The following is a 24,560-nucleotide window of genomic DNA, read 5'->3' on the forward strand; positions in this document are numbered from 1 at the left end:
TTATGTGCTCTGAAATAAAACAGTTTTCTTTAATAAAGTAGGGACTAGCAGTCGTATAAGAGTGACAGTTTCTACAAAAATATTTCTGTTTCTTCAGTTTCATCACTGTGGGCATGTGATGGTAGTTTTCCAACCGAATCATAGAAGTTTTAGTCCCATTTTTAACCACCCTATAATTCCCTTCATGGTCGATTTGACTTGAACCACATACTCGGCAAGCTTTAGGAGCAGGTAAATAATCAGCTTCAATAATAAGTATTTGCTTACTTTGATAGCGTTCTTGGGAAACAGCTAAAATATTTAAGGCTGGGTCTACAATTCTTAGTAATTTTTTGATATCATGGGTCATGGCATATAGTTCTCCTTACTTTTTAGGTTTAGACGCTTTAATAGTAACAGAAGAACTATATGTTTTTTTATTTAATACAAGAAAATAGGGCTGATGAACCAATTTTTGATTCATCAGTCCCATAAATTATAGAGCCGAAATAGATATTCTGACCAGATTTTTTTTGTTATTTTATTTTAATAAGGTAATTCATTAAAAAAATTTCCAACCACGTATTTTTAAAGGCTTTAATATGGGCATTTTTGGCGTATATTTTGCCATTAGAGTAAGGTTAACATTAAAATATTGCGGATACCTTCCTCATAATTCAAGAGATTTTGAAGCTTTTTTAGAAAGTTCTCATCCAAATCTTTAGGTAATTCTTGAAGCCGCATAAAAAATTCATGATTCTCTAATCCTCTCTCCGATGGAAAGCATCGGCCAACAGATGAAAGACATCACAGGCTTTATTTAATGGCTCTGAGTAGCCTAATAGTTAATCAATGAGCATGGCGTCGGTCATCAAAGAATAGCGGTGTGTCCCAAACTGCTGCCACCGATTATATTCACTAATATCAACGGTTTGTCTGTTTTTCAATTAGCATGGTAAATGCCCCCATTAATTTTCCGGATTTTTCCTCATGATGACTGACTTTCCAGTGTTTTATTTCTTTTACACGTAAGTGATTGAAAGCATCCTTTAAATGTTTGATTACATGGAAGCAATCGATAATCAGTGTAGCTTTAGGCAACCCCTCTTTAGTGAGTGCGTTCTAAGGGGCGTTCATATTAGTGACTAAAAAAGCCACCTTTTCTCTCACAGCTAAGGGATAACGAGCTAACATCTTGGTTAAGTAATTTTTTCCAACTTGGAAAAATGTCGACAAGCTCTCGAGTTTTGTTGTCACCGAAAATGAAGTTCATGGCTTCTTCCCTTACCGTATGGGAACGGAATTCATACTCCATCAATATTTTTGGTAAATAATTGATGGAACGTTTGATGACATAAGATTTTAAGATTTTAAGGATGCGGATCGCGGTAGTGATGGACACTTGCGTGAGTTTCGCAATGCAGGTCAATGATATTTTTCGTTTGAGTAAATCAATTGTTTTAAACACGACATGTTTGGTGATAGAACATGTCGGTGCAATAAAATAGCTTTTAACTGTATGATGAACTGACAATTACGATAATGATAACGTTGTTTGGCAAATTTTATCACAGTTGGTAATTGTTGATAGGCTTCCAATTCGGGATTTAGTTTGGTATAGATGACCAAGGTATTCTGATGATGAACTTTTTCCTGAGAAAATTACGAAATAATGAAATGAGGGTCTACAATTCTGAGCATTATTTTGATATGATGGGACAAAGCATATCATCCTTTCTTGTGGCTATTTGTCGTGATTTTATCTTACCAGAAAGATAATATGTTTTTGTTTTTTTATTATTCAATGAAAAAAAGACGAGGCTGACCCATAAGTCCTCATTTAAAACAAAAAAGGAATGAAATCTTTTTATGATTTTGTTCCTTTTTTTAGCGATAAAAATAGCACTTCCTTGTATAATTAAAGTACCAACCATAACCAAAAGGGAGTGCTATCTATGTACAAAGATTATAACATGAATCAGGTCACCTTATCATTAGATTTAGAGATTTATTTGGGAAAAGACGACCTTGCTTTTGCGATTAATAATCTTGTGGAAAGCATACCAGAAAAAGCCTTCGCTGCTTTTGAGCACCAGATGGGAGCAACCTCTTATCATCCTAAAATGATGTTGAAGTTGATACTGTGCGGTTACACACAGTCTATTTTTTCTAGCAGAAGAATTGAAGCTCTAGCTAAAGACAGCATTCGTGCTCGATGGCTGACACAATCACATCAACCCAATTTCAGAACGATTGATCGTTTTCGTGTGCATCCTCATGTACAAGTTTTATTAGAAGTGATCCTATGTCAAGATTTAGGACAAGTTAAACTGAGAAAGTTAGATGCTCATCAACGGACGAGCTTCTTAGATAGACAAAAAAATAAGGAAACCCAAATCTTTTTATCGATGTTGGTTTCCTTTTTACTATTTTTGAGACTTATGGGTCAGCCTTGTATATTAAGTGAGCTGCTTGAAGTAATAATAACGTCATAGTCAAATCTTATGTATTGTTGAAGTTCTGACACCAAACAATGAGCATGAATTGACTATGACGCAAAATCAATTTAACATAGGTTAATGTTCTTTTTTTAGATTTTTCCTTCATCTTAAAATACCTTGGTATGGTACTTCTAGTAGTTTCCAGAATGTTGATGTTTTTTTAGATATTTAGTAAGTCTTTTATATTTCAGATTATATTTTAAAAAAACATCTCAGTCTCTAGTCGTTGATTTCTTCAAATAAGCTGTCAACAGCAATTTTGATAAGCGTATCAAATGCCGCAAACTTATCAGATTGAACTTCAGTAGGCATACTTACGGTATATAAGAGTGTATTTAAGGCTGTATAAGCAACATCAACATCCCCTTTAGCTTTTAAGTTCAGTTGAGAGATAATTAAGTTAGTATATTCAATACTGCTTTCCTTCAGTTCTTGAAGTTTCTCTTCAGAAAGTTTTTGATAGAATGAATGGAAGTCAGGGTTTGAAAAATCATATAAGAATTGAGACTTGTCATACTCTCTATATATCCATTTCATCGCTTCAATTAATCCGAATTTATTTGGATTCTTATTAAGTATATTTTGAATTTGTTCTTCCAATCGGGTACGGATTCTGATTAATGTATCAACAAATACGTCCTCCTTTGTCTCATAGAGCAAATAAAATGCACCGGTTGATATTCCTGTCTGTGAAGTCAGGTAGGTGATTGACGTTCTCATATACCCATTTTTTCTCCAGCTTTCTTCGCAAACTTCACACATCTTGGTTCTTAATTTTTCTTTGTCTTTTTCAGAAAATGCATTAGACTTCATTAAATCACTCCTGTTCGGCATAATAATATCATGTTTAGTCAGTAAGTAACAGGATATTTATGATTTTAGACATAAATTGTTACCGAGCAGTAGAATCAACTTCTGATAAGACAAGCCAAAATAATTCCAGTGGGTTAAGTGATGTTCTTACAGTGAAATTAACTATCTTATTAATCTTTATGGGGAAAATTCTATATAATCATGTAAAAAAGAAAAACAAAAAAGCCCTCAAAAATTTAGATTTTTGAGGGATGGTAGATTTAACCAGCTATTTTTTTGTTGATTGTTTTTTTCTTAAAGCAATACTTAAAGCAAGAAGTGTACAACCAGATAGTGTCAATAAACTTGACCAAGCTAATGTTGCCGAGTTAATGCCTGTCTTTGGTAGTGTCTTATTTACTGGCTCTTCTGGCTTCACCGGAGGTTCAGGCTTAACTTCTGGAATAATGATTTTTCCCCATTGTGCTGTGTAAACTACATTTTCAGTCACAGTCTCCGCCACAGCAGGCTCCCAGCCAAGGAAAGTATAGCCTTCTCGTGCAGGTTTGCCCACAAAAGCTGGCGTGTCACTGTCCTCAACCACATCCTCAAAAATTTGATCCTCAAAGATAACCTCATCATCAACGCCATCCGTATAGGTCACGGTGTACTTGTTGACAGGGACCACGATTTCTTCCCATTGTGCTGAGTAAACTGCGTTTTCAGTCACAGTCTCAGCGACAGTAGGCTCCCAGCCAATGAAGGTGTAGCCTTCCCGGGTAGGTGCGCCAACGAATGTTGGTGTCTCGCTGTTTTCCATCACATCCTTAAAGACTAGGTCTTCAAAGATAACTTCATCATCAACGCCGTCCGTATAAGTCACGGTGTACTTGTTGACAGGGACCACGATTTCTTCCCATTGTGCCGTATAGACAGCATCTTGTGTCACCGTGTCTGCCACAGCAGGCTCCCAACCTAAAAATTTATAGCCTTCTCGTACAGGTGTGCCAGCGAATGCTGGTGTCTCACTATTTTCCACCACATCTGTAAAGACTAGGTCTTCAAAGATAACTTCATCATCAACGCCGTCCGTATAAGTCACGGTGTACTTGTTGACAGGTACCACGATTTCTTCCCATTGTGCCGTATAAACTGCATTTTCAGTCACAGTCTCAGCCACAGCAGGCTCCCAACCTAAAAATGTATAGCCTTCTCGTGCAGGTGTGCCAGTGAATGTAGGTGTCTCACTGTTTTCCACCACATCGTCAAACACTTGGTCTTCAAAGATAACTTCATCATCAACACCATCTGTATATGTTACGGTAAATTTATTGACAGGGACTACGATTTCTTCCCATTGCGCCGTATAGAGAGCATCTTGTGTCACCGTTTCTGCCACAGCAGGCTCCCAACCTAAAAATTTATAGCCTTCTCGTGCAGGTGTGCCCGCAAAAGCTGGCGTCTCACTATCCTCAACCACATCCTTAAAGACTTGATCTTCAAAAATAACTTCCTCATCAACGCCGTCAGTATAGGTCACGGTGTACTTGTTGACAGGGACTACGATTTCTTCCCATTGCGCCGTATAGACAGCATCTTGTGTCACCGTTTCAGCGACAGCAGGCTCCCAACCAAGGAAAGTATAGCTTTCTCGTACAGGTGTACCCGCAAAAGCTGGCGTCTCACTATCCTCAATCACATCCTTAAAGACTAGGTCTTCAAAGATAACTTCATCATCAATGCCATCAGTATAAGTCACGGTATACTTGTTGACAGGGACTACGATTTCTTCCCATTGCGCCGTGTAAACTGCGTTTTCAGTCACCGTGTCTGCCACAGCAGGCTCCCAGCCAAGGAAGGTATAGCCTTCTCGGGTAGGGGTGCCCACAAAAGCTGGTGTCTCACTGTCCTCAACCACGTTCTGAAAGACTAGGTCTTCAAAAATAACTTCCTCATCAACGCCATCCGTATAAGTCACGGTGTACTTGTTGATAGGTATCACGATTTCTTCCCATTGTGCCGTATAAACCGCATCTTGTGTCACCGTTTCAGCGACAGCAGGCTCCCAACCAAGGAAAGTATAGCCTTCTCGTGCAGGTTTGCCCACAAAAGCTGGCGTGTCACTGTTTTCCACCACATCCTCAAAAATTTGATCCTCAAAGATAACCTCATCATCAACGCCATCCGTATAGGTCACGGTGTACTTGTTGACAGGGACCACGATTTCTTCCCATTGTGCTGAGTAAACTGCGTTTTCAGTCACAGTCTCAGCGACAGTAGGCTCCCAGCCAATGAAGGTGTAGCCTTCCCGGGTAGGTGCGCCAACGAATGTTGGTGTCTCGCTGTTTTCCATCACATCCTTAAAGACTTGGTCTTCAAAAATAACTTCATCATCAACACCATCCGTATAGGTCACGGTGTACTTGTTGACAGGGACCACGATTTCTTCCCATTGTGCCGTATAGAGAGCATCTTGTGTCACCGTTTCTGCCACAGCAGGCTCCCAACCAAGGAAGGTATAGCCTTCTCGTGCAGGTGTGCCCGCAAAAGCAGGTGTGTCACTGTTTTCCACCACGTCCGCAAAGATTTGGTCTTCAAAGATAACCTCCTCATCAACGCCATCCGTATAAGTCACGGTGTACTTATTGATAATTGGGTTTTTAGAATAAATAATATTAAATTCTCTATCGTTAAAAGTATAAGTTTGGTCTAAAGAATCTACCACAGGGTCCTCAATAGAGTCTCCAACTTCTTCAATTCTTTCGAAGGTATACCCATCGATTGCTTTTGTATCGAGAGTAAATGGTGTTTCGTACTTTCCGCTCAAAGATATATCTTCAGCAATCTGATTTCCAGCTTCGTCAACGTAATGTACTTTAACATTTGATTGATGAGTAAATGTTACGTTCAAATGAAAGCGAATGTCATCAAATGTGTAATTGATAGTTCCATCATAATAGGTGGTACCTGTTCCAAATGAAAAAGCAGCGAGTCCTTCATCATAGTTGGAAGTAAAGTCATGTTTGAGTAATGATTCCAAATCTTCAACATCAGTATCGTCCCATAAGAAGCGATAAGTATCACTAGGCACAAAGATATGTGCAGCTTCGTCTGATTTTTCAGAATCTAAGTGAGAATCCTCTTCATAAATGTAAGCATATTCTTCGTCTAACTCGTTGATGATATAAAATTCGGAGTCAGTTTCTAAAGAATCAACGATTGATATCTTGTCGGTTTTCTTATATTCGAATATGCCAAGAAGCGGGAATTTAATCCCCCAATCTTTTGTTTCAATCTCAATCTTTTTATAATCTGCAACGTCTATTTCTTTATCAATCATAATTGTATTGCCGGCAAATACAATAGAGCCTACTGGATATAAAAGAGAAATGAAATTATTAAAATCAACACCGTTATTGAAGGTACTCTCTGAGATGTAAAGAGCATTCATTTTCTTGATAGCGGTGAGGGGAGTGAAGTCATACTTAATAAGTTTCTCAGTTTGTTTAAGATTTAATCCGGTAATATATAGAGCATCAATATTCATTTGCTCAATACCCTTAAAGTCTTTAACACTAAATAAGTGGAGATTCTCTGAGCTGACAGAAATCGAAGAAATACTATTGAGATCTTCAACGGTAAATTCATCTACAGAGTCATATCCCATCTGCTTAGCAAACAATTTCCGTAAGTTTTCATCAGGCATCACTTCAACAATTGATTGGCCATCATCATTCAATGTCTTTGAACTGTTAGCTGAAATACTCCCCGGGACAATTATCAGCATGGATACAGCAAGAATCATTGCAAAAATAAGTTTTTTAATTTTCATCACATTTCCTCCCTTGATCAAATTACATCATAATATGGTAATTTGAACATCATATAGCCCATTTTAAGGCATTATGAATAAAAGTCAACAGATATTCACGAACTTGTGTTTTAAAATTAATTGAAGTTATAATTTAAAATTATGACTATACTCACTAGATTTCAAAAATATTTTTCATAAATTGTCACTTCACAAGCTGATCGAACGCTCTTATATTTTCATCTTCAGTCATTTACGGGTCTACAACGCAAGTAACATAAAATTGGCTTGCCTCAAGGGTTACTCAGGTAAGAATATAATATTAGAATAAATAAATTGAATTTTGACGTAGGTCAAAGAAATTATGATTAAAACTGGTTAACATATAGTCATAAGGGAGGTCATGATGATGACAAAGAAAATATTTCAAATGGAAACAATTAGTTGTCCAAGTTGTATTGCTAAAATCGAAGGAGCTTTAAAAAGACTGAAAGGAATAAAAAAATATGAAGTCTTATTTAACAGCTCTAGAGTCAAAGTCGAATTTGATGAAACAGTGCTTTCGTCTAAGGAAATCATAGATAAAATTGAAAAAGTCGGTTATACAGTATTGAGTGAGAAATGAGGAGAAAAACATGAAGGAAGATATAAACAAATTAAAAATGCTTATGCCGATTGTTGCTAGAGTACATGGGGATAATCATCCGGAATTTCATCAAGTAAGAAGTATTTTTCAAGAAATCACATAAAAACTTGAACGGGGAGAAAATGTTTCAACTGATTTTAAACGTTTGAACAGTCTCACCGATGATTATAAAATTCCAGATGATGTTTGTGAAAGCTATGCAGAAGTTTACAACACACTTAAATTACTGGACAATCATTATTCTGAATGAAGTAAAGAGGGATAGGTATGCAGAAGATTATATTCAAAAACAAGAATATTATTACCGTTATTAGTGCAACATTGATTAGTTTAAGCTTTATGGGACACTGGATACTTAAAGACAACTTCTATTCTGAATTCATGCTGATTATTGCGTCGGTAATTGGTGTATTGCCCATAGCAATTCAAGCGTATCAGGCATTAAAAGTTAAAGTTGTAAGTATTGATGTTTTAGTGACCATAGCGGTTGTCGCTGCATTTGCCATCAGAAATTTCGAAGAGTCGGCGATTGTGACCTTTCTCTTTCTCTTTGGCAGTTATTTAGAAAAAAGAACGTTGAACAAAACACGAAAAGCTATTAAAGAATTGACGGAAATGGCGCCTGAAACGGCATTGAAATTAACTGAAGACAATAAGTATATCGAAGTAGGCATAGAAGAAGTAACTGTAGGAGATATGATTCTTGTAAAAACTGGTGCAAAAGTTCCAGTGGATGGGATCGTCATAAGTGGTGAAGGAAGTGTTAATGAGGCAAGTATTACTGGGGAGTCGCTGCCAGTTAGTAAAAGTGTGGATTCCAAAGTGTACGCAGGTACCATCTTGGATAATGGCACGATTGCAGTGAATGCTGATAGAGTTGGTGTGGATACTACTTTTGGAAAAATCATTGAACTTGTAGTGGAAGCTCAAGATTCAAAATCAGAAGCAGAAAGATTTATTGACCGATTTTCTAAATATTATACGCCTCTAGTTTTGTTGGTTGCATTTTTTGTCTGGTTGTTCACCAGAAATATTGAATTAGCGATTACCATTCTCGTTTTGGGATGTCCGGGAGCGCTAGTCATTGGAGTACCTGTTTCAAATGTTGCAGGTATTGGCAATGGTGCGAGGCATGGTATTTTATTAAAAGGAAGTGAAGTCATCGGTTATTTCAGTAAAGTGGATACGATTATTTTCGATAAGACGGGGACAGTGACCATTGGAAAACCAGTGGTCTCAGAAACAATCTATTATGGTGAAAAAAAAGAGTCAGATTTGCTTTATCTTGCCAGCATCGAAAGGGAATCTGATCACCCCCTTGCAAATGCAATACTGGAATCAATACCGTTAAAAAATTATATCAAAGTCGATAAGACTGAGGTCATCAAAGGGAAAGGAATCTCAGCGGCAATCAATGATGATCAAATTTTAGTCGGAAATTACTCTTTAATGAAAGAATATGGGATTAACGTCACAGAGGAGATGATTGATGATATTGAAAGACTCGAACTTCAAGGTAATTCTATCGTAATAACAGTTATAAACAATGACATCAAAATTATTGTTGGTGTAAAAGATCAAATCCGTGATAAAGTTAAAGAAGATATTGAGTTACTAAAAAGGTTAAAGGTCAAGAATTTAGTCATGTTGTCGGGGGATAATCAAGGGACCGTTGATTTAGTGAGTAAAGAACTTGATTTAACCGAGTCCCACGGCAATATGTTGCCAGAAGAAAAAGCAGAATTTGTTGAAAATCGCATAGAAAATGATGAAATAGTTGCGTTTGTAGGTGATGGGGTGAATGACAGTCCTTCATTAGCGCTTGCCCATGTTGGTATCGCCATGGGTTCAGGAACGGATGTTGCGATTGAAACGTCAGATGTTGTATTAATGAACTCAAATTTCAGTAAACTGCCTCATGCATTAGCTTTGACAAAAGCAACTGCAAGAAATATGAAGCAAAATATTGTCATTGCTCTTGCGGTTGTGTTTATATTAGTTTTAGGGGTCATGTTTAGCAATATTGTCAGTATGTCAGTAGGAATGTTAGTCCATGAAGCAAGTATCCTTGTGGTCATTCTTAACGGAATGAGATTATTGCGATTTAACATGAAGTAAGTTTATTGTGTGACAAAGGAGGGATGATAATGAGCGACTGTCAGCATGAAATATTCAATTGTGTACAAACTGTTCCGATTTTCAAGCATTTAAATCAAGAAGAAATGAACAATATTTATCAAATTGCTCACACGAAAAAATACAAAAAAGGGGAATTTGTTTATACTTCCGGTGATTTAGGAACAGCTCTTTATGTTGTGTTTAGCGGAAAAATAAAAATATCTAGATTAAATATTAATGGAAAAGAACAAGTTATCAGAATAGTTGCCCACGGTGATTTTTTAGGAGAGCTGACATTATTTAGTGCAACCGAACTAAAAGAAAATGCAGAAGTAGTTGAAGACGCGGTTATGTGTGTCATTTCAGCCAATGATTTTCAACGTATGATTAATAACTATCCCTCGATTACTCTAAAGATTCTGGACGTGATGAGCAGAAGATTGGAGTCCGCCGAAAAGACAATAGAAACGATTAATTTGAATAGTGTGACCCAAAGAGTGTCTACGGCGTTGCTAGAACTGTTTGATGGGAAAAATGTTGTTGATTTGCCAATGAAAAAAGGTGATTTGGCGTCTCAGATAGGCACCAGTCAAGAAAGTCTAAGTCGTACATTATCATCCCTACAAACTCGGGGTATTATCACGTTAAAAGGACAGAAAACAATTATATTAAATGACTGTGAGAAACTGATTGAAACAACGTTTGAAGTATAATAAATAGAAAATATTGAGCAGTCATCAAACGTTACATCAAGTGCTTGGATTATAAAGAGATATAACAGAGCCGATAACATTCGAGAGAATATTATCGGCTCTTTTTAATTTGTGTTTTAGGGATAAGTTTCTGCTTCTACCTGATGCAAATATCGATAATTTCACCAAGGACATCATCTGCCTACGCCGCTTCAATCGGTGAAACATTTTGAAGGGATACTGATAAATAAATCCCGCAGATTTCAGATTTTTTTTTACTTTATTCCTGTTCTCACAGCTACTTTTCAGAAGCTAAAAAACGCGTAATGGTATTTTTCATCTCTTCGATGTTTCCCTGATAAACCTCTTGAGGTGAGACACTAAGACCATTCTTCTTAATTTCGTCAGGAATAAATTTTGAATCAATATCATTGAATACAATCAAGTCAGCAACTGGAACATCATGGCTTTGTGTATCATAACTGATAAACTGAAGCTCGATTTCTGGCAATAGTTCTGATTTAAGTTTCTCTTTAAATTTTTCTGGCCCTCTGCCGGTCATATTAGCGCCATAACCGATAGGGGCTCCACCTCCATCAACATTTATAGAAAATATCCAGACGACTTTTTTCATGATTTCCTCCTTTTTGTATATGACAATATTTAACTTGATTATAGCATGTTGTAAAATAATAGTCTGACAACTTTATTCAGTAAACTAGTTTCTGGAAATATTTTGGTTTTCTAAGAAACAAAATGAATATTACCCAAATTACGGGGATATGTTCTTGAAAATTTTAAGGAAACTCAAGTCTCTTGGAGTCAAAGTTCTTGATTTGTAACTTGCATAGATTTTTATCATTTACACGTGATACCCGACAGATTCGTTAAAGAAAATAAACACCGCTTCTTTCACATTTTGATATGTATATCTTCATTGAATTAGTTTTATCTTTATTTCAACCCAAACAAAACATAAAAATTATGCTATTATTTGAACGAGGCGGTGATACGATGAACAAAAATAATATGGAAACAATCATAACTGACAGTATTAATTCGAAAAGTACTTTTAGGGTATATTTCAACTACGAAGAAAATTACTACTATTACTTTCCTCTACAGCAAAACAAGGAATTTTTCCTTGGAGCAGAGGAAATTGATTTTCAAATAAATGGTTTTAGTATCAGGAGGAAGCAAGATATAAAGTCGATAAGCGATAGAGATGATTTAGTCAACCAAATTTTGAAGAATGAACATATTTTTAACGAACAGCTCAGCCCTGAGATAGATATTTCAAGTTGGGAAAAGATTTTTGGCAGCTTAAAACAGAGAGATAAAAATATAATCATTGAAAATGAATACTCAGATTTTTTTTGGATTGGTAAAATAGTCTCTTTTACCTCTGAGAGTGTCAATCTTCTTGAATTTGATGCGGATGGGATTTGGGAAGAAAGCCCGACTTCCATTTTGTATGCTGACATCACCTCTGTTTCTTTTGAGACAAGATATATTAAATATTTTTCTAAATATGTTTAAAAGAAGAGGTCATTTTTAAAATGAACTCTGAACAGTACCAGAGCCATAATCATTCATACGTCTTTTTAATCTGCTGTGCTTGAAAGTTATCACCATTTCCCTTGATTGAGGCAATAATGGGTCCTATAATGAAAGTGAAAGAATCACATAAAATAGGAGGAAATGAGATGACCACGGTTGCTGTTTTAGGTGGAGGTAATGGTGGACATGCTGCCGCAGCAGATTTAACTTTGCGCGGTTTTGATGTTCGCATGTATGAGGATGAAGCATTTATTGGGAAAATGAAAAAAGTGGCTGAGTCAAAAAACATTCACCTGTCAGGGGCTTGCGGCAATGAAACAGTCAGGATTGGGATGGTTACAAGTGATTTGAAGGAAGCTGTAGCGGACGTCAAGTACATCTTAGTCGTCGTGCCTGCTTTTGCACATGAAATTTATGCGAAGAAGTTATCTGAAGTCGTACAGCCGGGACAAATTATTTTTCTTTTACCAGGTACTTTCGGGAGTTTGATTTTTTGGAAGGAATTAAAAAAAGCAGGAAAAGAAGGGGTTATTCTAGCAGAGACACATACATTGCCATATGCTGCGCGCCTTGTGGATGATGGGGAGATATTGGTGATGAGTCGTTTTAATCCCTTGAAAGTCGGCGTTATGCCCGCATCGAAAACCCGAGAAACTGTAGCAGAGTTGTCTCAATTTTTTGATGGTTTGGAACCTTCTGAAAGCGTGATTGCCTGCGGCCTTTCCAGTCTTAACCCGATTATCCATGTGCCGGGATGTATTTTGAATGCCGGCAGGATAGAATATGCCAAAGGAGATTTTTTCTTCTATACAGAAGGCTTTACAGATAGCGTGGTTCGGACAGTGGAAGCAGTGGATGCAGAGCGGATAGTACTTCTTAAAAGTTTTGAATATCAGTGGGATGTGGTAGCTCACGGTATCGGCAGCGGAACGGAAACGGATGATGTAAAGCAAGCAGTGGCAGAAAATCCCAACTTTGCAAAAATCAAAGGTCCTGCCAATGTAAAAGATCGCTACTATTCTGAAGATATCCCTTTTGGTATTGCGCAGTGGGCAAAATTGGCAAAGCAGGTTGGTGTGCAAACACCAGTGATGGATTCATTGGTAAATCTTGGCAGCCTAATTCTTGAAGAGGATTGTTGGACTGCCGGACACTCGCTGGAAAGTCTAGGCATTCAGGACATGTCATTGGAACGCTTGAAATTATACATGGAAAATGGAGAGTAGTACTGAATTTTTGTCAGCTTTTTTGACAAAATTGTGATCTAAAAGGTTGCAACTGTGTCGCTTCTCATACAATTCTCATCATTTTTTTCAAATATTTTAATGATACTGTTGACAATCGTTTTTGAAAAGCATATACTGTAAATAGTCTTGAAAAACTTTGAAAGGGAGCGAGTAGTAATGAAACATCGTTTACATCATTTGACTTCACAATTGAATCGTTATTACTTTAGCTATTTTAGATAAGTTTGTAGCCATGAGACATGATGGATACAAACTAGCAGAAGCGTTTGTATCTATGATGGCTAAGGATTATTTCGTCTGAAAGGCCCCATAGATAATTGATATCTACGGTGGTCATCGACTAATGATTCTAGAGCATTATGACATGATTATATGACTTTACAAGGCGTTTACCGTAGAAAGCATCTATAGGTAGACGTCTTTTTTGTTGGAGAGGGGGAAAAAATGATCACAGGAGCTACACGATTAGCAGCAGTTTTAGCCAAACCCATCAAGCACAGTTTGTCGCCGTTTATTCATAATTCAGCGTTTAAGCTGACACAGACAGATGGTGTTTATCTGGCATTTGAAATTGAGAAAGAGGATCTCGCTCAAAGTATCGAAACTATCCGCAGATGGGACATGTATGGCGTCAATTTATCCATGCCTTACAAACAAGCAGTGATTCCCTATATGGATGAGCTGGCAACAGAGGTGACATTGATAGGTGCCATGAATACTGTTGTCAATCAGCAAGGAAAACTTGTAGGTTATAATACAGATGGCATTGGGTTTATCAATAGCTTGGCAGATCACCAAGTGACAGCGGCAGGGAAAAAAGTTGTTGTGCTGGGGGCAGGCGGGGCTGCTATGGCAATTATTACACAGCTGGCCTTGGCACAAGCTGAAGAAATTATCATTTTCAAACGATATAACAGTCGTTCTGAAAAAGTTGCCGCACAACTTGAGAAAATCCAACAAGCTGCCGGTACAAAAATTTCATTGATTCCATTGGAGAATCAAAAACATTTAAAAGCAACCTTAGCTTCGGCCGACATATTGGTAAATACTACAAGTGTTGGAATGACACCTGAGGAAGAGATATCATTGATTCCCGCCCCCAGCTGGTTGCCCTCAGATTTATTTGTCGCTGATATTATTTATCAGCCTCAACAGACGCTTTTATTGAAGCAGGCGGAAATCTCCGGATGCCGGTATATGAATGGCATTGGGATGTTGATTCATCAAGCAGCGGAAGCTTTCTATTTGTGGACAGGGGAGAAAATGCCCGTAAAAATAATTACAAAAAAAATTAAGGAAATGTTATAGGAGGAAAAGTATATGATTATTATTATGAAAAATGACGCAACAAAAGAACAGTTGAAGGTAGTTATTGACAGAGTGAAAAGTGAAGGGCTTAATGTTCACTTGAGTGAGGGAAACAACCGGACGATTATTGGATTGGTAGGAGATACCAGCAAAGTTAGAAATGTCGGATTCAATAGCTACGATGGCGTGGACCGTACGTTATCTGTGTCGAGTGCCTACAAGCTGACAAGTCGTGAATTTCATCCCGATGATACCGTGGTTGATGTTGACGGATTGAAAATCGGGGATGGCAGTATGGTGATGATGGCCGGCCCATGTTCCATCGAGGGACTCGATCAAATCATGGAATGCGCACGTATTGCTAAAAAAGGCGGTGCCACAGTTTTACGGGGTGGGGCATTCAAACCGCGGACATCTCCTTACGCTTTCCAAGGGCTAGAAGAAGAAGGACTGAAATACATCCGTCAAGCGGCTGATGCTTATGATATGAAAGTTATCACAGAAGTAATGGATGAAGCTAACCTTGATTTAGTTTGTCAGTATGCAGATATTTTACAGATTGGCGCTCGGAATATGCAGAACTTTAAATTATTGCAAGCAGTTGGAAAAACCGGCAAACCGGTGGCATTGAAACGGGGAATTTCTGGAACAATCGATGAGTGGTTGAATGCGGCGGAATACATTGCTAACGAAGGGAACTTTAATATTATTTTTGTGGAACGGGGCATCCGGACTTATGAAACAGCAACAAGAAACACCTTTGATATCAGTGCGATCCCTGTCATCCAGAAATTAAGTCATTTCCCAATCATTGCAGACCCAAGTCATGGGGTAGGCGTCTGGGATTATGTGCCATCAATGGCTCTTGCCAGTGTGGCAGCAGGTGCAGACGGCATGATCGTGGAAATACATCCTGACCCGGCTAATGCTTGGTCTGATGGACAGCAGTCACTAAACGAAAAAACTTACCTGAATATGATGGAACAAGTTCACGTGGTTGAGGAAGCCATGAAAAAGGTTAATGGCATCAAATTAATTTAAAAGAGAAGAGGGTACTTTCATGAAATTGACAGTAAACCTGCCAAATCGAGCATACGACTTGTGGATTGAACGTGGAAATTTAAAAGATGTGGGGCCGTGGTTGAGTGATTTGTGGGAGCCTCAGAAAGTGGTAATCATTTCTGATAAAACAGTGGCTTCTTTATATGGCAATCTCGTCCATGAAAAATTAACTGAAGCAGGATTTGAAGTCAGCTTACTCGCTGTGGAGCCCGGGGAAGCAAGTAAAAGTTTAGCAAATGCAGAATGGCTCTATGAAGAACTTGCAAAAAAAGGAATGACCCGTTCAGATGGTGTGGTTGTATTAGGCGGGGGCGTCGTAGGTGATTTAGGAGCCTTTGTGGCCTCGACATATATGAGAGGTCTTCACTTCGTCCAAATACCTACCACGCTGCTGGCTCAAGTCGACAGCAGTATTGGCGGAAAAACAGCCGTCAATACCCGTCAGGCTAAAAATCTGGTAGGTACGTTCGCCCAGCCAGATGGCGTTCTTATTGATGTGGAAACATTAAACACGTTAGATGACCGTCGAATCAGCGAAGGAATTGCTGAAATCGTCAAATCCGCAGCCATCGCTGATAAAAAGCTTTGGGATAAGCTGGCTGGATTAAATAACAGTCGTGAACTTTTGGCGGAGGCTGTTGCCGTCATTCATGCCTGTTGTGTCGTGAAAAAAAATGTGGTCGAAGAAGATGAATTGGACCATGGTATCCGGCTTATTCTGAATTTTGGTCATACTATCGGTCATGGCATAGAAAATACTTATGGCTATGGGGTAGTTACCCATGGTGAAGCTGTTTCCCTGGGGATGATCAGAATCAGTCAGGCAGCGGAACAAAAGGGAATGATGCCTAAGGGGACTACAGAACAGCTGACAGATATGTTAAAGAAATTTGATTTACCTGTGACACTGGCGGATTGGCGACCGGAAGCAGTGTTTCAAGCAATTACCCACGATAAAAAAACTAGGGGCAGTCAAATCAAGTTGATTTTATTGGAAGAAATAGGAGAAGCAAAAATAGTGACATTGCCGTTAGTTGAAGTAGAAGATTTTTTGGAATAGACATCCTCAAAGTGTGATGACATGAAGATTATTTAAAAATTTATCACGTTAGAATAAGCAGGGGCGTATCGTCAACTGCAAAAAGATTGTTTTTTGGCCTTGTACAAAAAGTAAGACGATGGTAGAAAGATATTTGTAAAGCCAAACATTTTTTGGACACTTTCAAACAGTAGGAATATCTAATTTCTTTTTACAACTAACTAGGCTACTCTCTGACCGGAGAAGAACAGAGTTTAAATAACAAAAGGGCACTTATATCTTTTGAAAAAAATATAGAATAGGGGAAAATGAATGAGATTTTTTACAGCAGGTGAATCACATGGACCAGAATTGACGGCAATTATTGAAGGATTGCCGGCGGGACTGCCATTAACCGCAGAAGACATCAATCAAGAATTGGAAAGAAGACAAAAAGGATACGGACGAGGGGGTCGGATGCTGATTGAAAAAGATCAGGTACGAATCACATCAGGTGTCCGTCATGGGGAAACTTTGGGTTCGCCAGTCACATTAGTGGTGGAAAACAAGGACTGGAAAAACTGGCAGTCGGTCATGTCGCCAGAACCAGTCTCTGAGAAAGAAAAATTAAAACGACGAGTGTCAAAACCCCGTCCCGGACATGCGGATTTAGTGGGCGGTATAAAATATGGGTTTGATGATTTAAGAAACGTGCTGGAACGCTCCTCAGCTAGAGAAACTACCATGCGTGTGGCAATCGGAGCCGTTGCTAAGAAGTTACTTCAAGAACTGGATATTGACGTTGCAGGACATGTAATTGAAATTGGCGGGATTCGAGGAACATTACCAAGCAAACTGACCGTCAAAGAGATTCATGAGAAAGCGGAAAAATCAGAAGTTCGTTGCTTAGATCCAAAAGTTGAGGAAGAGATGAAACGGGTCATTGATGAAGCTAAATTAAACGGCAATACCGTGGGCGGCATCGTAGAAGTCATCGTTGGCGGTGTTCCGGTCGGTTTAGGAAGCTACACTCAGTGGGATAATAAGCTGGATGGAAAAATCGCACAAGCAGTGGCAAGTATCAATGCTTTCAAAGGCGTAGAGTTTGGCGTAGGGTTTGAAGCTGCCAGATTGCCCGGCAGTGTAGTGATGGATGAGATTATTTGGAGCGAGGAGCTGGGCTACACTCGAACTCAAAACAATCTTGGCGGTTTTGAAGGAGGCATGACCAACGGAATGCCAATCGTCGTCCGCGGAGTCATGAAACCTATTCCGACATTGTATAAACCGTTGATGAGTGTGGATATCGATACGAAAAAAGAATACAAAGCCAGTATCGAGCGTTCGGACAGTTGTGCTGTTCCGGCGGCTTGCGTGGTGGCCGAGGGTGTGGTGGCAACTGAAGTAGCCAAAGAGCTTCTCAATAAATTTGATGGGGATTCATTTGAGCGACTCAAGGCTGATGTGGCTGATTACCGCAATTATGCACGTATGTTCTGATAGTTGATAGAAGGAAGGAATATCTAGTCATGAAAAGAGAAAAAGTATTGATCGTCGGTATGGGGCTGATTGGAGGATCGATCGCGTTAGCTATCCGTCAGGCACATCCCGAGGTAAAAATCATTGGTATGGATACTAATGAGGATTCTTTGACTCTGGCATTGCAAAAAAAAGCAATTGATGAAAAAAAAGATGACTTTTCTGAAGCGGTCATTCAGTCAGACGTTGTGTTTTTATGTACACCAGTTAGGGCAACGATTGAATTCTTGAATAAAATCAGCTCTTTGAATTTGAAAAAACCGCTGATAATTACCGATGTGGGAAGTACTAAGCTAGAAATTTCTGCCCATGCGGAAAAAGTCTTACCAGAAAATGCCGTTTATCTTGGAGGACATCCCATGGCTGGTTCTCATAAATCTGGTTTCATTGCAGCAGATCCGGATTTATTTGAAAATGCTTATTATATTTTCACTCGCAGTAAATCTTCTTCTGACGAACAGTTGGCTTTTCTGAAAGACCTGTTGAAAGGGACAAGAGCCAAATTTGTTGAGATGGATGCAGGAACACATGATGAGATTACTGGCATGGTTAGTCATCTTCCCCACATCATCTCATCTGCCCTTGTCCATCAAAATGAGGTTTTTTCGGAAAAATTCCCGGAAACCAATCAGTTGGCGGCAGGGGGATTTCGTGATATGACGAGAATCGCTGCATCCGACCCAACCATGTGGACAGATATCATTCTCTCTAATCGAAGGATTTTATTACATCGTTTAGAAGAGTGGCAAGAAGAAGTGGCACAAGTGGCTGAATGGTTGAAAGATTCAGATCAAGAGGCAATCTTTGATTTTTTTGCTAAAGGAAGGGAAATCCGCAATCGGCTGCCTGTATTTAAGGAAGGGGCTATCCCTGCTTTCCATGATTTGTTTGTCACGGTGCCCGATCACCCGGGCTCAATTGCCGATGTCACAAATATTTTAGCAAAAGAAAATATTTCACTGATCAATCTTAAAATTATCGAAAACCGCGAAGGAATCATGGGGACACTTCAATTGACGTTAAAAAGTAAAAAAGATTTGGCATTGGCAAAACAAATGCTGGAAAATACTCGTCAATATGAGTGTTACACAATGTGAGGAGTTTAGTATGAGATTAACAACAAATATAAAGGGATTAACTGGTGAAGTCATGGTACCGGGAGATAAATCAATCTCCCACCGCAGTATCATGTTTGGTGCCATTGCCCAAGGAGAGACACGTATCAAACATTTTCTAAAATCAGAAGATTGTTTGGGGACATTGAAAATGTTTCAAAAATTAGGTGTTGCTATTGAAGAAGAGGGAGAGGAAATCGTTGTTCACGGGAGAGGATTTGAGGCGCTTCAATCCGCTGAGGAACCAATTGATATCGGTAATTCCGGAACGACTATTCGATTGTGTACAGGTCTTTTGGCCGGTACGGATTTCACCACTGTTTTGACTGGTGATGAATCTATTTCACGTCGTCCGATGAATCGGGTGATGCTGCCTTTGCGAGAAATGGGAGCCAAAATCACTGGACACGAGGGCAGTGAATTTCCTCCTTTGACGATTGTGGGGCAACCAAATTTAAGAGGAATGACGTATAAAATGCCTGTAGCCAGTGCCCAAGTCAAATCTGCCATTTTACTGGCTGGTTTACAAGCCAAAGGAACCACAACGGTAATCGAAAAAGAAAAAACTCGAGACCACACAGAAGACATGATCGAAGCATTCGGCGGAAAAATTCTCACTGAAGGCAAAACCATTACTCTTGAAGGCCCTCAAAAATTAAAAGGGCAGCAAGTGAATGTTCCGGGCGATATTTCTTCGGCGGCTTTTTTCATGGTTGCTGGATTGATTGTCCCCAACAGTCGCATCGTATTAAAAAATGTGGGATTGAGCGAAAGCCGCACAGGGATTATCGATGTGATTCGGCAGATGAATGGTAAAATTATCATTACAGACGAAGACACTGTCAACAAAAGCGGTACGGTCATCGTGGAAACCAGTGAGTTGAGAGGTACGGAAATCGGTGGGGATTTGATTCCTAGATTGATTGACGAACTGCCGGTCATTGCATTACTGGCTACCCAAGCTAAAGGCAAGACGATAATTAAAGATGCGGAAGAATTAAAAGTCAAAGAAACTAACCGTATTGATGCTACGGCAAGCGAACTGCAAAAGATGGGCGCAAAGGTTCTTGCGACCGAAGATGGGTTGATTATCGAGGGAGAACAAACATTGACAGCCAGTGAAGTAACGAGTTACGGCGACCATCGAATGGGTATGATGCTGGCGATTGCCGCACTGATAGTTCGTGAAGGAAATGTTGATTTGACCGAGGCAGAAGCGGTAGCTGTGTCTTATCCTAATTTTTTTGAAGATTTGCATGAGTTAATACAGAAGTAAGGTGGAGAAAATGAAAAGTATCGTATTGATAGGCTTTATGGGAAGCGGCAAGACAACAGTCGGCCAAAGACTAGCCTCTGAACTAAAGGTGCCTTTTATTGATTGTGATGATTTCTTTGTCTCCAAGGAGAAAATGAGTATCGCAGATTTTTTTGATCGGTATGGAGAAACAGCTTTTCGTAAAAAAGAGTCAGAACATCTGGCTGACCTTCTCCATCAGAACGCAGTGATTGCCACAGGCGGAGGAATCGTGATGAATGAAGCGAACAGACAGCAACTGGCGGCCCATCCTTGCGTCTGCTGGTTGACAGGTGATTTTGAAACCATCTATCAGCGTATAAACTCGGACAAAGCAAATGTCCGCCCCCTTGCAGAGGAAAAAACGCCTGAGGAACTTTATCAGCTATATAACATGCGTCAAAAGCTTTATCGTGAAGCAGCAGATATCATTGTGGATACAGAAGCATTGAGTATGTCAGAAATTATAGAAAAAATTATCACTGCTAGAGAAAGGAGCCTGAATTGATGAAGGTTGGGTACTTAGGACCAGAGGGATCGTTTAGCTATGGTGTAGCCGCAGCTAATTTTAGACAAAAAGATCTTCAGGCATTTCATACAATTTTTGATTGTTTGGAAGCAGTGGAGAGCGGACAGTTGACAAAAGCAGTGGTTCCCATAGAAAATTCTTATGAGGGAACGGTTCATGACACATTGGATTTTTTATATCATCAGGGAAGTTTGTACGTGGAAAAAGAAATGGTGATGCCAATCCATCATTGCTTAGCCGTCCATCCGGAGATGGCCGCGCAAAGCACGCATTTGACTGGCATTTATTCTCATCCTCAAGCACTTTCCCAAACGAAACGTTATTTACACGAACACCATAAAAAAATCCCCCAAACAGTCGTTGAATCCACTGCTAAATCAGCACAATATGTTGCTTTACACGGACAGAAAGAAGCTGTTGCAGCGATTTGTTCGGAACAGGCAGCAGAACTTTTTGGGTTAAGTATTATTGCCCGAGAGATCGAGGACAGCCCGGATAATCAAACACGCTTTTGGGTCGTATCAAAGAAAAAAAATCTCACCAGCCAGAAGGATCTAAAAAAAATGAGTGTGTGTCTGACACTGACTTCCGATCATCCCGGCACACTCCATCAGTCGTTGGCGGCATTTAGCTGGCGCAATATCAATTTATCCAAGATTGAGTCCAGACCGTTGAAAACTCAGCTGGGATTTTACTTTTTCTTGTTGGATATCGTCATTGACTGTCCTATTTCTTTGATCGAGTTGGCTTTTGAAGAGATTCATCTGCTAAATGGGCGAATCAAAGAGCTGGGAGCTTACCCGATAAAAATCATTAAGTGAACTTAAAAAAACATTAAAGACTATGTGATAGACTGTTCTTTTCTGATAGTATAAGATATGCTAGAAGTAAATTTTCAATGATGAGGTGACAAAATGTCAAGAATGGAACGCTATCACGGGAGTCAAGAAAAGCAACCGGAAAAATATATCAAAGAAAAAAAAGTGAAGAAAAGTCCTCCGAGTCCCCCAAAGGCTCCGAAAAAAAGAAACGGCAGTATCGTCCAAACACTGGCAAAATTCTTATTGCTTTTAGTGATTTGTGCGGCTGCTTTTACTTTGTATGAATATCGTAAAGGCTATCGTGAAGCAAAGGATGACACATCAGTCCATCAGCAGGAAATCGATGGCTTTCAAGGTGAAAAAAGTCAGGATGGCGGATTGAATGTCTTGATTCTTGGAAGCGACTCTCGCGGTGAGGATATGGGTCGGGCAGATTCGATCATGGTTGCTCACTATAGCAAGCGTTCAAAAACACCGCAGATCATCTCTTTTATGCGTGACAGTTTTGTAGAAATTCCCGGTGTCGGCTGGAATAAAATCAATGCTGCTTATGCTTATGGAGGACCTGAACTGGTCAGACAAACTATTCAAAATAATTTTGGCCTGTCTATCGAATATTATGCGGTTATTAGTTTTGACTCTTTTCCAAAAATAATCGATACCCTAAGTCCTTCAGGAATTGAAATGAATGTGGAAAAAGATTTGGAATTAGATGGGGTGACACTGGCAGCTGGTCCGCAAAAGTTGAACGGTGCCGAGACACTGATTTATGCACGTTTTAGAAAAGATGAAGAAGGGGACTTTGGCCGGGTACGTCGTCAACAGCAGGTGATGAATGAACTGGTTTCACAAGGATTGTCCTTTAAGAATTTACTGAATTTGCCTAAAACTGTGGGAAAAGTCCAAGGCTATACATCGACGAATATTCCTGCCAGGATTTATCCGGGGATTTTGAAAGATTTTGCTTTTAAGCGTACACAGCCTCTAGAAAAAATGTCAATTCCTATTGCAGACTCATGGTCTTTTGGGAATTACGCAGAAGCTGGAAGTGTGCTGGAAATTGACCTTTCAATGAATCAGCAAGCCATTGCAGGATTCTTAAAATAAATTTTTTCAAAGGTTTAAGAGATTCCTAAATTATGATATAGTTTATTGGAGATACTTCTGAAGGGAGGTTAATTATGAAAACAGCAGTTGTCACCGACAGCACAGCGTTTATCTCTGATAATTTGAGAAACCATCCAGACTTGTTCATGATTTCGATACCTGTCATTTTAGATGGGAAGATATACAGTGAAGGGGTGGATGTGGAAGACGAAGCAGAATTTTATCAGCTGCTTAAAAAAAGCAAGGAATTACCTACGACTTCTCAGCCATCTATTGGCGAGGTGTTAGAATTATATAAAAATCTTGCCGAAAAAGGTTACGAAAGAGTTATCTGTATTCACTTGTCTTCAGGGATTTCCGGATTTGTTACCAATTTGATCTCCATGGCACCTGGAATTGAAGAAATCGAAGTGGTTGCTTTTGATTCAAAAATCACAAGTATGCCGATGGGTCACATGGTTGCTACAACATTGAACATGTTGGATCAGAAGGCTGACATTGATGAAATTTTAACGAAGCTGGAATTGATTCGGGAACATACCCGTGCCTATCTGATTGTTGATGATTTAAATCATTTAGTGCGGGGGGGCCGACTAAAAAATGGTGCTGCAGTGATTGGAAGCTTGTTGAAAATCAAGCCGATCTTGAAATTTGATGACGGAGCCATTGTACTTTCTGAAAAAATACGTTCTTCAAAGAAAGCTTATGCTCGTTCAGAAGACATGGTAGTCAAACATCATAAAAAAAGTAAAATGGATTTCAAATATTTTATTATTCATGCGAACAACGCTCCAATAGCAGAGTTAGAAAAATTAAAGCTGGAAGAAAAAATTCCGGGTATCAAGGTGGAAGTCGGCACGTTGGGACCAGTCGTTGGAACCCACGTGGGAGAAAAGACTGTCGCATTTGCTTGGAGCCCGCAATAAAAGCTATTATCATCAATTTGTTGATTGATTTGAGCAAGGAGGACAATTATTTCCTCTTTGTTTTTTATTTTGGCAGAAATTATGAAATTTGACGAACGCCGATTTAAATAAAAAGGTCCCAAAATGATTTTTTTCTGGGGGGAAGGATAGATAAATTATTTTTCGCGTCATTAGTTCAATAAAATATAGAGTTGTAAATTTTAGCAGTGAAAAACAAAAAAGCCGGATGAATCAGATGTGTTCCAATAACCATCTCTTTCACCCGGCTTTTGTTGATAATCATGTGTTCAGTTGATTGGCGGCTGCTTAAACTTCTTTTTTCTTGTTAGGCGGTGCTATTTTCCCTATGATGAAAACGACCACTGCCAGCACTAATGAGCCGATAAAAGCAGTCAGCGGACTATAACCAGTATGACTCAAAGCGGCTCCAAGATAAGCAACCATTTGTCCCATCAATAACGACCAGAACAAAACAACAAGATATTTCATGAACAG

The 24,560-nt window shown here is 39.1% G+C and carries 22 protein-coding genes; 16 read left to right on the top strand and 6 right to left on the bottom strand.

Going from position 1 to position 24,560, the window contains the following annotated elements:
* Nucleotides 1-349: transposase family protein (locus tag CBF29_RS08460; protein ID WP_148112411.1), on the bottom strand; the 349-nt coding region annotated here is incomplete at its 3' end.
* 554 nt (nucleotides 350-903) lie between these two features.
* A complete protein-coding gene (locus CBF29_RS14265) occupies nucleotides 904-1,080 on the bottom strand; it encodes a transposase (RefSeq protein ID WP_126809312.1) in 177 nt (58 codons plus the stop codon).
* An 854-nt stretch (nucleotides 1,081-1,934) separates the two neighbouring features.
* Here CBF29_RS14265 and CBF29_RS08470 point away from each other — a divergent pair.
* Nucleotides 1,935-2,474, top strand: coding sequence for a transposase (locus tag CBF29_RS08470; RefSeq protein ID WP_126809313.1), 540 nt, complete (start codon nucleotides 1,935-1,937; stop codon nucleotides 2,472-2,474).
* Nucleotides 2,475-2,699: 225 nt separating this feature from the next.
* On the opposite strand, the gene CBF29_RS08475 is transcribed toward CBF29_RS08470, so the two are convergent.
* Nucleotides 2,700-3,293 carry a TetR/AcrR family transcriptional regulator gene (locus CBF29_RS08475; protein ID WP_126809314.1) on the bottom strand — a complete coding sequence of 198 codons (594 nt, stop codon included), beginning with the start codon at nucleotides 3,291-3,293 and terminating at the stop codon, nucleotides 2,700-2,702.
* 268 nt (nucleotides 3,294-3,561) lie between these two features.
* The gene (locus CBF29_RS08480) at nucleotides 3,562-7,104 is read right to left on the bottom strand and encodes a MucBP domain-containing protein (protein WP_126809315.1); all 3,543 of its coding nucleotides are present in this window, start codon (nucleotides 7,102-7,104) and stop codon (nucleotides 3,562-3,564) included.
* Nucleotides 7,105-7,492: 388 nt separating this feature from the next.
* On the opposite strand from CBF29_RS08480, the gene CBF29_RS08485 reads away from it, so the two are divergent.
* The 3 genes from CBF29_RS08485 (at nucleotide 7,493) to CBF29_RS08500 (ending at nucleotide 10,560) form a co-directional block, all read left to right on the top strand.
* Nucleotides 7,493-7,708, top strand: a complete 216-nt coding sequence (locus tag CBF29_RS08485) for a heavy-metal-associated domain-containing protein (RefSeq protein ID WP_126809316.1) — start codon at nucleotides 7,493-7,495, stop codon at nucleotides 7,706-7,708.
* 288 nt (nucleotides 7,709-7,996) lie between these two features.
* A complete protein-coding gene (locus tag CBF29_RS08495) occupies nucleotides 7,997-9,847 on the top strand; it encodes a heavy metal translocating P-type ATPase (protein WP_126809317.1) in 1,851 nt (616 codons plus the stop codon).
* 29 nt (nucleotides 9,848-9,876) lie between these two features.
* Entirely contained in the window at nucleotides 9,877-10,560 is a 684-nt protein-coding gene (locus CBF29_RS08500; RefSeq protein ID WP_211334268.1) for a Crp/Fnr family transcriptional regulator, read from the top strand.
* A 277-nt stretch (nucleotides 10,561-10,837) separates the two neighbouring features.
* Here CBF29_RS08500 and CBF29_RS08505 read toward each other — a convergent pair whose 3' ends face one another.
* Nucleotides 10,838-11,173 (bottom strand): hypothetical protein, encoded by a 336-nt coding sequence (locus tag CBF29_RS08505; RefSeq protein WP_126809319.1) that lies wholly within the window; start codon nucleotides 11,171-11,173, stop codon nucleotides 10,838-10,840.
* A gap of 380 nt (nucleotides 11,174-11,553) precedes the next feature.
* On the opposite strand from CBF29_RS08505, the gene CBF29_RS08510 reads away from it, so the two are divergent.
* The 12 genes from CBF29_RS08510 to CBF29_RS08565 all read left to right on the top strand — a co-directional run bounded on the left by CBF29_RS08510 (nucleotide 11,554) and on the right by CBF29_RS08565 (nucleotide 24,065).
* Complete coding sequence (locus tag CBF29_RS08510; protein ID WP_126809320.1) at nucleotides 11,554-12,078, top strand: hypothetical protein; 525 nt, start codon at nucleotides 11,554-11,556, stop codon at nucleotides 12,076-12,078.
* 167 nt (nucleotides 12,079-12,245) lie between these two features.
* Nucleotides 12,246-13,325 (top strand): NAD/NADP-dependent octopine/nopaline dehydrogenase family protein, encoded by a 1,080-nt coding sequence (locus CBF29_RS08515; protein ID WP_126809321.1) that lies wholly within the window; start codon nucleotides 12,246-12,248, stop codon nucleotides 13,323-13,325.
* 465 nt (nucleotides 13,326-13,790) lie between these two features.
* A complete protein-coding gene (locus tag CBF29_RS08520) occupies nucleotides 13,791-14,654 on the top strand; it encodes a shikimate dehydrogenase (protein WP_126809322.1) in 864 nt (287 codons plus the stop codon).
* 12 nt (nucleotides 14,655-14,666) lie between these two features.
* A complete protein-coding gene (gene aroF / locus CBF29_RS08525; RefSeq protein ID WP_126809323.1) occupies nucleotides 14,667-15,695 on the top strand; it encodes a 3-deoxy-7-phosphoheptulonate synthase in 1,029 nt (342 codons plus the stop codon).
* A gap of 19 nt (nucleotides 15,696-15,714) precedes the next feature.
* The gene (aroB, locus tag CBF29_RS08530; protein WP_126809324.1) at nucleotides 15,715-16,776 is read left to right on the top strand and encodes a 3-dehydroquinate synthase; all 1,062 of its coding nucleotides are present in this window, start codon (nucleotides 15,715-15,717) and stop codon (nucleotides 16,774-16,776) included.
* 291 nt (nucleotides 16,777-17,067) lie between these two features.
* The gene (aroC, locus tag CBF29_RS08535) at nucleotides 17,068-18,234 is read left to right on the top strand and encodes a chorismate synthase (RefSeq protein ID WP_126809325.1); all 1,167 of its coding nucleotides are present in this window, start codon (nucleotides 17,068-17,070) and stop codon (nucleotides 18,232-18,234) included.
* A 29-nt stretch (nucleotides 18,235-18,263) separates the two neighbouring features.
* The gene (locus CBF29_RS08540; RefSeq protein WP_126809326.1) at nucleotides 18,264-19,370 is read left to right on the top strand and encodes a prephenate dehydrogenase; all 1,107 of its coding nucleotides are present in this window, start codon (nucleotides 18,264-18,266) and stop codon (nucleotides 19,368-19,370) included.
* Nucleotides 19,371-19,380: 10 nt separating this feature from the next.
* Complete coding sequence (gene aroA, locus CBF29_RS08545; RefSeq protein WP_126809327.1) at nucleotides 19,381-20,664, top strand: 3-phosphoshikimate 1-carboxyvinyltransferase; 1,284 nt, start codon at nucleotides 19,381-19,383, stop codon at nucleotides 20,662-20,664.
* 10 nt (nucleotides 20,665-20,674) lie between these two features.
* Nucleotides 20,675-21,190, top strand: a complete 516-nt coding sequence (locus CBF29_RS08550; RefSeq protein ID WP_126809328.1) for a shikimate kinase — start codon at nucleotides 20,675-20,677, stop codon at nucleotides 21,188-21,190.
* Nucleotides 21,190-22,032 (top strand): prephenate dehydratase, encoded by an 843-nt coding sequence (pheA, locus tag CBF29_RS08555; RefSeq protein ID WP_126809329.1) that lies wholly within the window; start codon nucleotides 21,190-21,192, stop codon nucleotides 22,030-22,032. The genes CBF29_RS08550 and pheA overlap by 1 nt, the downstream gene beginning before the upstream one ends.
* Nucleotides 22,033-22,125: 93 nt before the next feature.
* A complete protein-coding gene (locus CBF29_RS08560; RefSeq protein WP_126809330.1) occupies nucleotides 22,126-23,139 on the top strand; it encodes an LCP family protein in 1,014 nt (337 codons plus the stop codon).
* Nucleotides 23,140-23,213: 74 nt separating this feature from the next.
* Entirely contained in the window at nucleotides 23,214-24,065 is an 852-nt protein-coding gene (locus CBF29_RS08565) for a DegV family protein (RefSeq protein ID WP_126809331.1), read from the top strand.
* 306 nt (nucleotides 24,066-24,371) lie between these two features.
* On the opposite strand, the gene CBF29_RS08570 is transcribed toward CBF29_RS08565, so the two are convergent.
* On the bottom strand, nucleotides 24,372-24,554 hold the full coding sequence (locus CBF29_RS08570) for a YjzD family protein (protein ID WP_126809332.1): 183 nt from the start codon (nucleotides 24,552-24,554) through the stop codon (nucleotides 24,372-24,374).
* Between the last annotated feature and the right edge of the window lie 6 nt (nucleotides 24,555-24,560).

Source organism: Vagococcus elongatus (assembly GCF_003987645.1).
In the GTDB taxonomy this organism is placed as follows: domain Bacteria; phylum Bacillota; class Bacilli; order Lactobacillales; family Vagococcaceae; genus Vagococcus_A; species Vagococcus_A elongatus.